Below are 15,209 nucleotides of genomic sequence, written 5' to 3' on the forward strand. Positions count from 1 at the left end.
TTATTATACATGAATTCCTTGAGAATAAGGTGTCAACTTTATTTATACAACATCATGCAGATTGAAAATTGAATAAAAAGACACCCGGATACGAAGGGGAACGCGCTGTGTGACAGACCCGCCATGACCTCGGATTTCAGAGAGTACAGTCTTTGTAAAACTGAGCGAGCGAACAGGTCCATGCCATAGGTGGGGCAAGGCTGGCTCCACCGGAACAGGCGCAGGCCCCGGATACTTGCGTTTAGTCACAGTCCGAGCGTTGAAGCGGCCTTGCAAGCCGTGAGCCGTCGCAGGCAATGAGAACGCCTTGCCATCAGAATGGGGAGAGTTGAAATACTATGGGGCATGAAGCCTATGTCCGTCCGATGTGTCTGAAATGAAGTGAAAACCTATGGGGAGCCCCCGGTAATGCTGTCTGATGATAGGCCAACCGATCCGGCGTGGCTCCCCATCTTTTCAAACAAGGAGCATTTTATGGGAAATGCGTTTGGAATGATCCCCGGCTTGGAAACGGACGAATGGAGCAATGACGTCTGCCGCGGTTATGTCATTATGGCAATGGAGGACTGCGGATTTTCAAAGAAGGATATACGGCGTGTTGTCGGGCAGCTTTATGAAGTATTTGACCTCAACAGCGTGGAGGACGCCAAAGAAAAGTACCATTCCAGTCCTTACTGAGCTCGGGCCATATCGACCCGAAGTGGAGAAAGCTCAAAGGGCGGCACCTGCTGGGTGCCGTCTTTTGACATTTCCCCACGGGACAAGTGGGAAAGGCAGGCATATACACGCACTTTCGCAAAGGAGGTTTTCAATGACGCAAGCTGTCACTTATGAACGAGAAACAAAGTCTGTCGCATTTCAAGGGAAGATCATTGTGCTGGAAAGCCTCACGCCGGTACTTCCCCCGAAGGAGAAAGCACAGCGCAAAAAAGAAATTGAGCGTTGTCTTTATGAGGTGTTCCGCAAATATGGGGACAGATTTCCCTAATTATTCGCAACATTGTTGTCCGGGGCTGCTGATGGTATAATATAGTTGTAAGGTTGGTAGCTCCATTCCAACAAGGAAAGGAGCCCAATATGGAATTTATCAGAGAAGATTGTATTTACGCAAGACAGTCAGTAGACCGCAAGGACAGTATCAGCATTGAAAGTCAGATCGACTTTTGCAAGTATGAATTGAAAGGTGGTAGCTGCCGGGTATTCAAGGACAAAGGCTATTCCGGTAAAAATACGGACAGGCCGGAGTTTCAAAAGCTGCTGGGCGAGATCCGCAAGGGAAAGGTCAGGCGGGTCATCGTGTATAAACTGGACCGTATAAGCCGCTCTATTCTGGACTTTGCAACGATGATGGAGCTGTTTCAAGAGTATGATGTGGAGTTTGTATCATCCACAGAAAAGTTTGATACTTCGACCCCGATGGGCCGGGCCATGCTGAATATCTGCATTGTATTCGCCCAGCTTGAACGTGAGACAATTCAGAAGCGTGTCACAGACGCCTACTATTCACGGTGCCTGAAAGGCTTTCACATGAGCGGACAGGCACCATACGGTTATCAGTTAGAGCCTACTGTGGTAGAGGGTATCCGCACAAAGAAAATGGTTGCCGACCCCGTAGCCGCCGACCATGTTCGGCTGATGTTTGAAATGTACGCTGAACCGGAAACCTCCTTCGGAGATATTACCCGATACTTCGAGGAACATGACATAAAAATTTATGGCAAATCCATGTTCCGTACATTTCTTTCCCAGCTTTTAAGAAACCCCGTTTACGCACAGGCCGATTTGGAGCTGTACGAATTTTTCAAAAGCCAGGGCGCAGCGATTATCAATGACGCTTCTGACTTTGCCGGAACAAACGGCTGCTATCTTTATCAGGGACGGGATGTGAAGGAGGACAAGGACAGGTGCTTAAAAGACCAGATACTTGTTATCGCTCCCCACGAAGCACTCATTTCCTCTGACACATGGCTGAAATGCCGGAAAAAGCTCATGGCAAATACCACCTTCCAGCAGGGGCGGAAACCGAAAAATACTTGGCTGGCCGGAAAAATCAAATGCGGGCATTGTGGGTATGCGCTGAAAGCCACCCATGTACCAAACAGTACAGGCTATTTCCGCTGCACCAAACGGACGGAAAACAAAGGCTGTCCGGGCTGCGGGAAAATCCGCAAAGAAGAATTTGAGCAATTCATTTTCTCGGCCATGCAGGAGAAGTTCAAAGACTTTCAGATACTCCACGGCAGGGAGGAAAAAGTCAATCCGAAGCTGACCACCTATCAAGTGGAGCTGGCACAGGTGGAGGCAGAAATTGAAAAGCTGCTGGATACGCTGACCGGAGCCAATGCGACCTTGCTTGCCTATGCCAACAAAAAAATTGAAGAACTGGACACCCGACGCCAGACCATTTCAAAGGCAATCGCCGAATTGAGCGTTGAAACCATATCGCCCCAGCAGATAAAGAAGTTGTCCTATTATCTCGACAACTGGGAGAGCATAGATTTTGACGACAAAAGAAAAGCCGCCGATGGTTTGATCTCTACGATCAAGGCCACCAGCGACCGTGTTCAGATAGAGTGGAAAATCTGATATTTCCGCTCTATCGCCCCTCATTTCTATTTTATCTCGTTTGTACCCCTTGTACACCGATGCTTGCATAATCGAATAAATAAAAACAAAGATTTTTGAAAAAGAACTTAACTTATTTTTCATACGATGAATCATTTTGTTCCAAAACTGATTTTGTTTTAAAATATTCATAATTTGTTTTTCTTCAATAGATATATTCAATTCATCTTTGATCATTTTTTTACATGATGTAGAAAATTTTTGTAATTCTTTTTGATCTAATTTTATTTTATTTTTATTGGTATTTCGCATAGATTGATCAAAAGCATATCTATTTAATTGATAAAGAGCATCACTCTTTTTTATTTTATTTTGTAACTGATTTATTTGTTGAAAATTTGCATCTGTTTCTTCGTCTATAATTAAATCAATAATTTGATTGACAATAAGTGAATTAATATAATTATCACTGATTGTCTTTACACAAATTGTTTGAAATGTCATGGAGATCGTTAGTAGACACATTAAAACGACAACAACAATACAAGTTTTTAATTGTCTCTTTTTTTGCATTAAACTCACCTTATTTTTATTATACCTAATAATACAAAAAAAGAAACTGTTCTTTAAAGATGTAAAAAACAATTTCTATCATGATGATTATAAATCCCAATTGCTTCTAAATAAGAATAGATTGTAATACTTCCTACAAATGACATACCTTTTTTCTTTAAATCCTTAGAAATTTGATCTGATAACGTACTCGTTGTTTCATTTTCTTTTTTTTCATAAATAATTTTATCATTTGTATAAGCCCATAAATATTTAGAAAAAGAACCATATTCTTTCTGTATTTCAATAAATATTTGTGCATTTTTAACTGCTGCTTTAATTTTTCTAGAATTACGAATAATCTTTGGATTATTCATTAACTCATTTATTTTGCAATCATCATACATTGCTATTTTATTAACATCAAATTGATCAAAAGCCTCTTTAAAAGCTTCTCTTTTATGTAAAATAATGATCCAAGAAAGCCCTGCTTGAAATGTCTCTAATAAAAACATTTCATACAATTTTTGATCATCATAAACAGGTTTTCCCCATTCATGATCATGATAATCAATATAAAGAGGATCATCATTGACCCATGAACATCTATGCATTTTTAACCTTTCTAAAATCAGTTAATTCAATTTGATACTCTTTAAGCCAATCTTTTAACCATGATGAACATAGAAAATCACATTCCATTGCCCTAATAAGCGTAAAAGATGAATGTGTTAGAATATATTGATCTAAATACCCTGGATGGAAAACCATCACGGATACATCATGATTTCTAATAAATTCTAAACTGTTTTCAATATATTCTTTTGGATCATAAAGCATTTGTTCATTAAGCTTGGCCATTGCAATACCATAAATATTATTTTCTTTTTCAAACTCTTGATCAAATAAAACATTTTCATAAAAAAGACCATATTTTTTAGCCACATTTCTTAAAGCTATAAAAAAGTTTTGTGAAATAACAGCATGACATTCAAAATAATCAGGATCTTTTCCAGTGATTTCTTTAAAACGTAAATATTGTGCTTCAATTTCCATCTCAGCTTCTTCAATAACTACTGTATCTTCTTTTCTACTTCTAATTTCTCTTGATGAACAAAATTCACCATTTTCTTGAACTAAAGATGGTATAAGCTTAGGATCAGTTAAGGGTCTTCCCGCACAAATATTTGTATGTTGCCCTAAAGCAATATCAAAATCTTTTACAAGTTCATACCCATGGTTTGCATGTTCCATATTTGTCATCATCCCAACACTTGTAATAACACCCTCTTTAACTGCTTTATAAATTCCTAAATTGACTGCTTCACTAAATCCTAAATCATCAGCTCTCATAATCAATTTCATACTTTTGTCTCCTTTTCCTATCTTTAAGATAACTTTTAGCTTTCGCATATGTTTTTATATTTTTTTCTTTAATTGTTCTAATATGTTGAATAACATCTTTATTTAAAACAATACTTCTTTCTTTATGATAAGGATTAATGATAATTCCATCAAGTTTATCTTGATTTAAACACATTCTAGAATAATCATCAAAACTATAAACTGAACCTTTTTTATTTTTACATTTTTGATCTTTATTCATTTCTAATTGACTTGTATAAATTGGATAATATTTTTTATCATTTATTTGATAAATAGGAAAATCTTGATAATCAAATACAGCTAAAAAATAAGCTCTTGTCGCAAGTTGTTCAAATAAAATATCTAAATAATCATAGTGTTGACGATTAACTTGGTCTAATAAAAATTGAAGATAAGGATTATAAACTTCTTCTCGAGAAGAAGCTAAATGATTATTTTTATTCGTAAAGATATAACCTTGATCTATTTCTTCTTGAAAACATTGATCAATCAATAATGCATAATAGTTTTGCTTAGAATCTACTTCTATCCACTCTTGAATCTCTACTTTTTCTTCATAGCCATAAGGACCTATCAAAAATAAAGAATCTAATTTTTGTATAATTCCATCAACTATTCCTAAAACAAACAATTCATCATTTTTATGTTCATAAATTCCTTCAACACAAAAAGAAAAGTACTCCTCTTTTTCAATTTTACTTTCTTTCTTAAATAATTTCATAGCATCACACCCTTTAACTATTATATTTATTTTATTTGTATTTTACATGAACTTTAGATACGCTTTTAAAACTTTTAAATGAGCAGTTGATAAAGGTAAAGCCTCTATTTCCTCTAAAGTATACATTCCTTCTATTTCATGTTCTAAAACAAAATGATAAACATGCATAAACCATATACGATGACTAAAAACATGTTTAATGTCTTTAATATGTGCTTGAATTATTAATTCTTGATGATACTTTTCTTGAAAAGAAGAAACAAAACTATAGGGACTTTCAACATCATATTGTACAAAACCATAAAAATTTTCTAATAATCCCCCTGGTGGATTTTGAATAAGTAAATATTTATCTTGATAAGTGATGATTCCTGTAATATAACTTATCTCTTGTTTTTTTATTTTTTTTATATTAATAGGTAAAACATCCATTTGTTTATTTTTAAAAGCTAAACATTCTTTTTGAATCGGACAACGAGAACAAAGTGGATGGACAGGTTTACAAATCGTTGCTCCTAAATCCATCATTCCTTGATTAAAAGCAGAAGCATCTTGATTTAAAATCAATTCTTGAACTATTTGATATATTTTCTTTTGTACTTTTGTTTCTGCAATATTTTCTTTAAGCAAATAATAGCGACTGATAATTCTTAAAACATTGCCATCTACAGCTGGAACTTGCTTTCCATAAGCAATTGAACTAATAGCACCGGCAGTATATTCTCCAATTCCTTTTAAAGATAAAATATCATTATATTCATAAGGAAATTTCCCTTGATATTTTTCAACAATTATTTGAGCACTTTCATGTAAATGCTTCGCACGTCGATAATATCCTAAACCTTCCCACATTTTATAGACTTCTTCTAAAGAAGCACTGGCAAGTGCTTCAATTGTAGGAAATTTTTCTAGAAAACGCTCATAATAAGGGATAACTGTTTCTGTCGTTGTTTGTTGTAACATAATTTCACTGATCCAAATATGATATGGATTTTGGTCTTTTCTCCAAGGAAAGTCTCTTTTATTTTGTTGATACCACTGTATTAATTGTTTTTGCATTCTTTTCACCTTTATTTATTTTAAAGGATATTATTTCTTTTGAAAAGAAAAATATGGCTTTCGTCATATTTAAAGTAACATTAATAATGTTCCACCAACAAGAATCAAAAATCCAATCAATGATTTCTTATTTAATTTTTCATGGAAGACAACATATGAGAAAATAATTGTCACAACAATACTTAATTTATCAATTGGTACAACTATACTTGCTGGTCCTTCTTGAAGAGCCTTGTAATAACAAAGCCATGATAACCCTGTAGCAATTCCTGATAAACAAATAAAAAGTAATTCATGACGGTCTATCTCTTTGATGGTATGTTGTTTTCCTACAACAAACACAACGACCCATGACATGATTAAAACAACTACAGTGCGAATAGCTGTTCCCAAATTAGAGTCAATATTTTGCATACCTACTTTTCCAAGTAAAGACGTTAAGCTTGCAAAAACAGCTGAAATTAAAGCATAGATCAACCAACTTTTATGATGCGTCGTTGTTGAACTTTCTTTTTGATCAATCATTAAATACGTACCTGCACCAATTAGAATAACACACATCCATTTTAATAAAGTCATATCTTCTTTTAAGAAGATAAAAGCTAAAACAATTGTAAGAATTATACTTGATTTATCAATCGGTACGACTTTATTAACATCTCCTAATTGTAAAGCTTTAAAATAACAAAGCCATGATGATCCTGTCGCAAAACCAGATAAGATTAGAAAAATCCATGTATTTGTTGAAATTGTTGAAATCTGATTTTGACTATGTACAATAAAAACCATTAACCATGAAAAAATCAAAACAACAATTGTACGTAATGCTGTTGCTACATGAGAATCTGTTTTTTTAATTCCACACTTGGCAAGAATTGATGTAATTCCTGCAAACAAAGCTGATCCAAACGCATATAAAACCCACATAAATAAATCTCCCCAAAAAATTATAGTTCTTTATACTTATTTTGTTAAGAATGCAATCTAAATCATAACAATTAATTAACATTAAATATATTTCTTTAAAACTTGAATAACAATATTCATATCAATTGGTTTAGCAATATGATCATTCATTCCAAATTCTAAAGCTTTCTTTTTATCTTCGGCAAAAGCATTGGCTGTCATCGCAATAATTGGAATATGTGATCTAATAGGATCATTCATTCTTCTTATTTTTTGAGTAGTATAATAACCATCTAAAATAGGCATTTGAATATTCATTAAAATCAAAGAATAATAATCTGTGGACTGTTTTTCAATTTGTTCAATACACTCTACACCATTTTTAACACGATCAATAAACATTCCTTCTTCATTTAAAAGTTCTATTGCTATTTCAGCATTTAAATCATTATCTTCTACTAATAAAATTCTTTTTTATAATTATTTTGTAAAATAAATGTATAAATTGAAAGGAATAAAGCAGCCACTAAAATGGTTAAAATAATTTCCCACCCTAAACGATGTTCTTTTTTTGAATTATTATATAGATCTTTTTTATTTTTCATAACTGCCCTCCTACAAAAAAAAAGGAAAAATATGCACAAAGGTATGATTTTCCTGTTTAATATAGTTGCAACTGGCTGTCATTTTAAAGACCCTATAGCTTTGCGTCACAATTTTTCAATTGCTTTGCCTATTAAGTTATCTTCATTATATTTTAACCAACAATCTATGTCAATTTATTGAAAATAAAAACGAATACTAATTCAGTATTCGCTTTAAAAAGTGTGATTTTTCAATAATCTTTTGACAATGTTTTTGATATAATTCATGTCCTTTGACCCATTCTTTAATTCGATTTGATGATTCCATCAAACAAATCGCACCAATAATAAAAAATGGTACTTGAGGAACAACAGGAAGCAATAATCCAACAAATCCTAATAATATAAAAAATACTCCTATAACAAATAAAAGACTACGATAAATGTATCTTAACTTCATATAACTGCCTCCTTTTTACAAACAAAAGAATAAGAAAGTTATATGAACAAGTCGTGAACTAATTCTAAACAATTCTTAAAGATATTCTGGACTATTTCTTAAGAAATAATAATTGTTAAAAATTTTGTGTATGATTTATCAAAATCAATCATGTTACTTAAAAACATAAATAACCATTCATTATATTATTGAAAATCTTAAAGTAACTTCAGTAAATCTATTGGGTTTTCAAAAGTATATTGACTAGGAATATCTTGACAAGTAACACTTCCCCATTTAGCTAGTCCAAAATCAATATTGGCATTTAAAGCAGCTTGATAATCTGAATAGGCATCTCCAATATAAATCACCTCATCAGAATTCAAATTTAATTTTTCTATACATTTTAATAAAGGCTCTGGATGAGGTTTATGATGCGTTGTATCATCTTCTAAAATAACAGCTGACATATATTGATCAATGTCTTTAGAAACAATATCAATTTCATATTGATCTCTTAACTTTGAAGAAACGATTGCTTGTTTAATTTTATGATTTTTAAATGTTTCTAAAACTTCTTCAAATCCTTTATAAAGGGTAGCTTTATCTTCATACTCATTGACATATTGAACCCATCTAGCATAGGTTTTTTCTTGATCTTTAACACCTAATTCTTCCATGACCTTCATACCTGGATAGGCTGCAAATTTTAAAACTTGTTCAAAAGTCCAATCTTCTCCCGTTTCTTCTTTAATGATTTTCATCAATGGATACATGTTCATATTCAATGTATTTAACAAAGTTCCATCAATATCATAAATAATTGCTTCATATTTTTTCATTTCTTTCAATCCTTTCCTTTAATAAATAAACAACCCCTCTATAAACTAATCCATCAAATAACATAGAAGAAACATCTTCATGAAAATAAAGATTTTCAAAACAACTTTGATTTATTTCATTTAATACTTTTTCAATAATATTTTCTTCATATCGCCATTTTAAATCTAATGAGAGTTCTAAACGCTTTGGATCAATCATTGTAAAAACTATACTTAGCAACAAACTAAGAATCTCATTAAATTCTTCTTGGTTTTGACATTCACGAATTTGTTGATTGATTGTTTTCCCTTTTAAAGATATCAACCCTATTTCCCCCATGATTCCACTTCTTCCATAAAGTGGTTCATCTTTATAGAAATAAGAACTTCCTATACCTACTTCATTAATATACAAATAATAAGTAGAATCTTGTTGATAAGTAAAATAACATCCTTGATGAATCATCTTAACATCATTTTGTAATTGAAGAGGAATGTTTATTTCTTTTTTGATATCTTTTAACCATTGATGTTTTTCAAGAACATTATGATGATCCGTCACATAGACATCTTCATAAACAATACCTTCTACTGCTATTTGACAACAATGTATCTTTTCTTGATCAATTAAATCTTTGATAGTCTTTTTCAATTCATCCTCACTTTGATAAAATAGAATACCCTCTTTTTTTATTTCATTAAAATTTCTTAATTGATAAATAACTTTATCTACTTGAACATAAAGACAAAGAATCAAATAATTCTTTTCATTTAATGCAAAGCGTGTTGGACATCTTCCTCCACTTGATAAATCATTTCCTACTTCTTGAATCAATTGTTTTTCTTGAAGCGTTCTTACCATATTACGAATACTTGGTTGGGATAATTGTAGATTTTCTACCAATTCATTCATTGTTGAACTGTTATGAAGATAAAGATATTTTAAAATAGCTAATAAATGTTTTTTCTTTGTTTCTTTTAATGCATTCATTATTCTCACCTTTACTTTTATTATACTATAATAAAAGTAAATTAAAAGAAAAACCAGAATCATCTGGCTTTAGGTTTAAAATAACGTGTCATATCCACACCTTCATGTTTTAATAAAGCGATTTTTTTATCAATACCTCCTGCATATCCCGTTAAACTGCCATTTGTACCAACGACACGATGACAAGGAATAATAATTGAAATAGGATTATGCCCTACAGCATTTCCCACTGCTTGTCCTGACATTTTTTCTTTATGCATTTTTTGAGCTACAACTTTTGCAATTTTTCCATAAGTTGTGACTTCACCATAAGGTATTTCACAAAGTATCTTCCACACTTCTTGTCTAAAATCACTACCTTGTGGTTTTAATGAGAGTTCTTTAATATTTGGTTTTTCTCCTTTGAAATAACGATTTAACCATTCTTTTGTTCTATGCAGTATTTCTATTTGATCATTAATAATGGGGTCTTCTTTTAATGTTGCTTGAAAATATTTTTGCCCTTCTAACCACAATCCTATTAAATTTTCTTCATCACTTACTAAGTATAAAATTCCTAAGGGTGATTTATATGTTGTTTGATAATACATAATCTTTTCTCCTAAATATCTTGTATATTATTTTGATGACTAAAAAGCTGTTTTTGATAGTGTTTTGGTGTAATGCTCATTCTTTTTTTAAAGCTTTGAATAAAATGACTGACATTGTTAAAAGCAACTTCTAAAGCAATTTGTGAAATGATTGTTTTTTCTTTCCCTAATAGTTCTAAACTTTTTTTAATACGATAATTGATTAAATATTCATACGGTGTTGTTTGAAGAACTTGCATAAAAAGTCTTCCACAATGACCAACACTCATATTTCCATAAGAAGCAATTTCTTCAAGAGAAATATTTTCTTGATAATGTAAATGAATAAAAGCGAGACATTTTGTAAACTATGATGATAATCTTGTAAAGTATTTTCTTCATGATCTGCTTGTAATAAAAGATAATACATAAATTGAACAAGTTGTGTTGCTAAATAGTATTCTTTATGTTTTTCTTGATAAAATTCAAAAGATACATGATTGATATTTTTAATAATATCGATTATTTCTTTTTGTTTTAAAAGACAAATTCCAATGTTCATTTGTTCAATTTCTTTTTCCATAGGACCTTTTTCATAAAAATTAATAAAACTTTTTGGAAAAAGAAAAGAACGATAATGTGCTGTTTCTACTTCGATAAACTGATGAAATACTCTTTGAGAAATAAAAACAGCTTCTCCTTGATGAACTTCTATTGTTTTTCCAAGTGAAATAATTTTTATAATTCCTTCTAAAACATAAGTTATTTGCATATCTTCATGCCAATGCATTTCTTGAAAACGCATACGCGGTGGAATTATTTTTTTATTATTACAATCAAGAGCAAGAAAAGGAAAATTGGTATAAATATGTAGATTTTTTACAAATAAATCATAAGAGTTATAATCTTGCATCCAATCACCCCTTTTCTTTTATTTTAATCTATTTATTTAAAAAATTCATTAAAATCTTTTGGTGATTCTTTTCTATTTGATAAAGTATATGTACGTTTTGATTACACCACTTTTCTTCATTTTTCCTCCACATTTGGTAATAACATTGAACAAGCAAGAGCAATTGCACAAACAATTGTCATAATAATAAAAGCATAATTTAAACCATAAGCATCTGAAACATATCCAAGAACAGGGCATAATGCTGCGCCAATACTTACCGCTAAACCTAAAGTAATACCAGAGGCAAATCCAGTATGACTAGGTATATACTTTTATCCTAAAACAACCATTGGACTATAAGAAAGACTTTCACCACATGTCATGAAAATAAGCATTATTAAGGCAATCACGAAATGACTTGTATTAGTAAAAATAAAGATTGCAGGTAAGAAGATACAAAAACTAAGACGTACCATTTTACGATGTCCAAAACAATCGGCAATTCCTCCACCTAAAAGAGTAATCGATCCTATTCCATAAAAAACACTCAATAACATACTTGCGAATGAATTTGATTTAGAAAATTGTTGAATAAAATAAAACGCTAAGAATGTGGAAATTCCATTAGAAAGAATAGAACGACTAAAAACAACACAACATAATTTAATAAAACCACTCCAATCATCCTTTTGTTCACTTTTTACTTTTTCTTTCTTTTCAACTTCTAAAACATCCAAATTTTCAAAATCTTTATTAAAGAAAGAACAAACAATTCCAAAAACAATACCAGGAATCAAGAAAAGAATTGTTCCTTTCATCCCAAATAAATTCATTAAAAAAGCTGTATAAACTGGTCCTAATGTAAAACCAACCTTACCACCAAAAGAGAAAATACTCATTCCTTTTCCTTTGGCATTTTTACTAGAAACACTATTGACAAGTTTGGCAGCTTGAGGATGGAACATCACTACTCCAATTCCACTAATAATGACTACAATACATAATCCAAAGAAATTAGAAATAAAACCCGTAACTGCCATTCCACCTGAAGCAAGTAATACGCCTAATGTCATATATAATAGTTTATTCTTTTTATCCGATAACATCCCAATAAATGGTTGAACGAAAGCTCCAAAAACATTTGATACCGTAACTAACATGGCAGCTGTTGTATAATCATAATGATATGTTGCAATTAAAAATGGTAATACAGCAGATAAAATACTTTGATTAATGTCTGAACATAAATGTCCTAAAGATAAAACATATTTATAGGGAGATATCCACAAAAAGCACTAAAAAATATAGCAATATCAACATTTATATAAGAATATAAAAAAAAGATGCCGAAGCATCTTTCTCATTAATAATTTTCTGCATGAACTTCAAAGTATGCTTGTGGATGATCACATACTGGACAAACATCAGGTGCTTTTTCACCAACAACGATATGTCCACAGTTACGACATTCCCAAACTTTGACTTCACTTTTAGCGAAAACTTCTTGCATTTCTACATTATGTAATAAAGCTCTATAACGTTCTTCATGATGTTTTTCAATTTCTCCAACTTTGCGGAATTTAGCAGCAAGTTCTGGGAAACCTTCTTCTTCTGCAGTTTTTGCGAAACCTTCATACATATCAGTCCATTCGTAGTTTTCACCTTCAGCTGCAGCCGCTAAATTTTCTGCTGTATTTCCAATACCATTTAATTCTTTAAACCACATTTTAGCATGTTCTTTTTCATTATCAGCTGTTTTTAAAAATAATGATGAGATTTGTTCAAAACCTTCTTTTTTAGCTTTTGAAGCAAAGTAAGTATATTTATTTCTTGCTTGAGATTCTCCCGCAAATGCTTCCATTAAGTTTTTTTCTGTTTGTGTTCCTGCATATTTATTAGCCATATTATATCTCCTCTTCTCTATTCCTTGTTAGGAATAATTCCTACTTATATATTAATTCAACTCATCCTATTTGTCAATAAAAATGTATAGAAATAAAAGTGAGGCTATTTAACCTCACTTCGTTCAACCCATTTAATACATACATCTTTTCCATATTATAAACTTTTTTTAAATCTTTATTAATATACAAAAAAATCTAACATTTGATTGTTAGATTATTTGACACCGTGTGTTGTATTTTCATCATAATGATATGTATCAACCATTTGATGAACTTCTTTTCTAATATTACTATCTTCATCATAAGCCACTTGATAAAGATGATCTAATTGATCAAAGAAATCATGAGATAACTCAATAGGTTTACCAATATGAATCATCTTATTAGGTGTTGTTTGCATACCTTCTTCTTTCATCAACATTTCTTCATATAACTTTTCACCAGGTCTTAGACCAATAAATTTAATTTCAATATCTACATTTGGCTCTAATCCCGATAATTTAATTAAGTTTTTAGCCATATCTAAAATCTTAACAGGTTTTCCCATATCTAAGACAAAGATTTCCCCACCATGAGCATAAGCACCTGCTTGTAATACAAGTGAAACAGCTTCAGGAATCGTCATAAAATAACGAATAATATCAGGATGAGTAATTGTAATTGGTCCTCCATTTTGAATTTGTTTTTTAAATAATGGAATAACTGATCCATTAGATCCTAATACATTTCCAAAACGTACAGCTACAAATTCTGTTTTTGATTTCTTATCAAATGATTGAACAATCATTTCACATAATCTTTTTGAAGCACCCATAATATTGGTTGGGTTAACAGCTTTATCTGTTGAAATTAAAATAAACTTTTTAACTCCATATTGATCCGCAGCTTTAGCAACATTTAAAGTTCCAAAAACATTATTTTTAATTGCTTCATGTGGTGCATCTTCCATTAAAGGTACATGCTTATGAGCTGCTGCATGATAAACAATATCTGGATGGTAATAAGCAAATAAATCATTGATCTTATTTTGATCTCTAACAGAAGCAATCATTGTTTCTAAATTTAATTTAGGATATTTACGTTGTAATTCTAATTGAATATCATAAGCATTATTTTCATAAATATCTACAATAATTAATTGTTTAGGATGACTCTTAGCAATTTGTCGACATAACTCACTACCAATAGATCCTCCACCACCAGTAACCATGACAACTTTATCTTGACCATTTCCCATGATCATAATAAGCAGCTGAACTATCTCTTAAATAAGTAGAAACAGGACCATAGCTCGAAATAACCTTTAAAGCTACTGTTTTATTATCTAACTCTGTATCTCCAGCCGAATTTAAATCAGAATCAGCACCACCGCCACCTCCAGACATACATAAAGAAATATTTTTAATCGTTGACGTTGTTCCTTTATTTCCCTTTTTCTTACCCTTTCCGGATTTATTTTCTTGATTGTTATTACCATCACTTTCTTTTCCTTCATCACCAGCTAGATTTCCTCCACCTTCACTACCACCAATTTCTTGGGACTTTTCTATATTATAACCATTTTGAATTTCATAATCTTCTTGAAACTCTTTAGTTTCTTGACTCATAAAAAGTTCTTTAATAGGTCTTTCTACATAACTGCTATAAGGAAGTAAAACAACTGAAACAAACATTAAAATAACAATAACAAGTATACAAATAAATTGTATTAAATGATAACGAGTATATGAAATATAGTGAATACCTGTAAGTAAATAGTATATGAGGATAATAATGATTAAGATCATAAAAAATAATGTACTTCTATAATCTGTATA

General features: G+C 31.4%; 19 protein-coding genes, 1 pseudogene and 1 riboswitch. Of the genes and pseudogenes, 3 read left to right on the forward strand and 17 right to left on the reverse strand.

The window, feature by feature from the left end:
- The first annotated feature begins 408 nt into the window (after window positions 1-408).
- From HUU89_RS09775 to HUU89_RS09785, 3 genes are all read left to right on the forward strand, one after another.
- Window positions 409-678, forward strand: coding sequence for a hypothetical protein (locus HUU89_RS09775; RefSeq protein ID WP_175301639.1), 270 nt, complete (start codon window positions 409-411; stop codon window positions 676-678).
- Window positions 679-811: 133 nt separating this feature from the next.
- On the forward strand, window positions 812-988 hold the full coding sequence (locus tag HUU89_RS09780; RefSeq protein ID WP_165483719.1) for a hypothetical protein: 177 nt from the start codon (window positions 812-814) through the stop codon (window positions 986-988).
- Between the two features lie 89 nt (window positions 989-1,077).
- Window positions 1,078-2,586, forward strand: a complete 1,509-nt coding sequence (locus HUU89_RS09785) for a recombinase family protein (protein ID WP_041253887.1) — start codon at window positions 1,078-1,080, stop codon at window positions 2,584-2,586.
- Between the two features lie 605 nt (window positions 2,587-3,191).
- Here HUU89_RS09785 and HUU89_RS09790 read toward each other — a convergent pair.
- The 17 genes and pseudogenes from HUU89_RS09790 to HUU89_RS09870 all read right to left on the reverse strand — a co-directional run bounded on the left by HUU89_RS09790 (window position 3,192) and on the right by HUU89_RS09870 (window position 15,179).
- On the reverse strand, window positions 3,192-3,731 hold the full coding sequence (locus HUU89_RS09790; protein WP_175301640.1) for a DNA-3-methyladenine glycosylase I: 540 nt from the start codon (window positions 3,729-3,731) through the stop codon (window positions 3,192-3,194).
- On the reverse strand, window positions 3,724-4,482 hold the full coding sequence (locus HUU89_RS09795) for a ChbG/HpnK family deacetylase (protein WP_022000944.1): 759 nt from the start codon (window positions 4,480-4,482) through the stop codon (window positions 3,724-3,726). Before HUU89_RS09795 ends, HUU89_RS09790 begins: the two co-directional genes overlap by 8 nt.
- Complete coding sequence (locus HUU89_RS09800; protein ID WP_147580663.1) at window positions 4,460-5,224, reverse strand: SseB family protein; 765 nt, start codon at window positions 5,222-5,224, stop codon at window positions 4,460-4,462. Before HUU89_RS09800 ends, HUU89_RS09795 begins: the two co-directional genes overlap by 23 nt.
- A 42-nt stretch (window positions 5,225-5,266) precedes the next feature.
- Window positions 5,267-6,283, reverse strand: a complete 1,017-nt coding sequence (gene mutY, locus HUU89_RS09805; protein WP_175301641.1) for an A/G-specific adenine glycosylase — start codon at window positions 6,281-6,283, stop codon at window positions 5,267-5,269.
- 69 nt (window positions 6,284-6,352) lie between these two features.
- Window positions 6,353-7,210 (reverse strand): EamA family transporter, encoded by an 858-nt coding sequence (locus HUU89_RS09810; RefSeq protein WP_175301642.1) that lies wholly within the window; start codon window positions 7,208-7,210, stop codon window positions 6,353-6,355.
- 81 nt (window positions 7,211-7,291) lie between these two features.
- Window positions 7,292-7,657, reverse strand: a complete 366-nt coding sequence (locus HUU89_RS09815) for a response regulator (RefSeq protein WP_175301662.1) — start codon at window positions 7,655-7,657, stop codon at window positions 7,292-7,294.
- A complete protein-coding gene (locus tag HUU89_RS09820; RefSeq protein WP_175301643.1) occupies window positions 7,648-7,794 on the reverse strand; it encodes a hypothetical protein in 147 nt (48 codons plus the stop codon). Before HUU89_RS09820 ends, HUU89_RS09815 begins: the two co-directional genes overlap by 10 nt.
- Before the next feature lie 63 nt (window positions 7,795-7,857).
- Window positions 7,858-7,933: riboswitch (cyclic di-GMP riboswitch) on the reverse strand.
- A 57-nt stretch (window positions 7,934-7,990) separates the two neighbouring features.
- Complete coding sequence (locus HUU89_RS09825) at window positions 7,991-8,233, reverse strand: DUF454 family protein (protein WP_052010789.1); 243 nt, start codon at window positions 8,231-8,233, stop codon at window positions 7,991-7,993.
- A 197-nt stretch (window positions 8,234-8,430) separates the two neighbouring features.
- Window positions 8,431-9,054, reverse strand: coding sequence for an HAD family hydrolase (locus HUU89_RS09830; protein ID WP_175301644.1), 624 nt, complete (start codon window positions 9,052-9,054; stop codon window positions 8,431-8,433).
- Entirely contained in the window at window positions 9,041-10,024 is a 984-nt protein-coding gene (locus HUU89_RS09835) for an ROK family protein (RefSeq protein ID WP_175301645.1), read from the reverse strand. Before HUU89_RS09835 ends, HUU89_RS09830 begins: the two co-directional genes overlap by 14 nt.
- A 59-nt stretch (window positions 10,025-10,083) precedes the next feature.
- Window positions 10,084-10,614: a methylated-DNA--[protein]-cysteine S-methyltransferase gene (locus tag HUU89_RS09840; RefSeq protein ID WP_175301646.1), complete on the reverse strand. Its 531-nt coding sequence runs from the start codon at window positions 10,612-10,614 to the stop codon at window positions 10,084-10,086.
- Between the two features lie 11 nt (window positions 10,615-10,625).
- Window positions 10,626-10,853 carry a helix-turn-helix domain-containing protein gene (locus HUU89_RS09845; protein ID WP_254697754.1) on the reverse strand — a complete coding sequence of 76 codons (228 nt, stop codon included), beginning with the start codon at window positions 10,851-10,853 and terminating at the stop codon, window positions 10,626-10,628.
- A gap of 26 nt (window positions 10,854-10,879) precedes the next feature.
- A complete protein-coding gene (locus HUU89_RS09850; protein WP_175301648.1) occupies window positions 10,880-11,506 on the reverse strand; it encodes a cupin domain-containing protein in 627 nt (208 codons plus the stop codon).
- A gap of 314 nt (window positions 11,507-11,820) precedes the next feature.
- A complete protein-coding gene (locus HUU89_RS09855) occupies window positions 11,821-12,777 on the reverse strand; it encodes an MFS transporter (protein WP_175301649.1) in 957 nt (318 codons plus the stop codon).
- Window positions 12,778-12,851: 74 nt separating this feature from the next.
- A complete protein-coding gene (gene rbr, locus HUU89_RS09860; RefSeq protein WP_175301650.1) occupies window positions 12,852-13,391 on the reverse strand; it encodes a rubrerythrin in 540 nt (179 codons plus the stop codon).
- A gap of 215 nt (window positions 13,392-13,606) precedes the next feature.
- Window positions 13,607-14,632 (reverse strand): annotated as a pseudogene (locus HUU89_RS09865) (UDP-N-acetylglucosamine 4,6-dehydratase family protein); the annotation flags it as partial.
- A complete protein-coding gene (locus HUU89_RS09870) occupies window positions 14,610-15,179 on the reverse strand; it encodes a hypothetical protein (protein ID WP_175301652.1) in 570 nt (189 codons plus the stop codon). The pseudogene HUU89_RS09865 and the gene HUU89_RS09870, both read right to left, overlap by 23 nt.
- Between the last annotated feature and the right edge of the window lie 30 nt (window positions 15,180-15,209).

This window comes from Faecalibacillus sp. H12 (genome assembly GCF_013361255.1).
GTDB classification, from domain to species: Bacteria; Bacillota_I; Bacilli_A; order Erysipelotrichales; family Coprobacillaceae; genus Faecalibacillus; species Faecalibacillus intestinalis.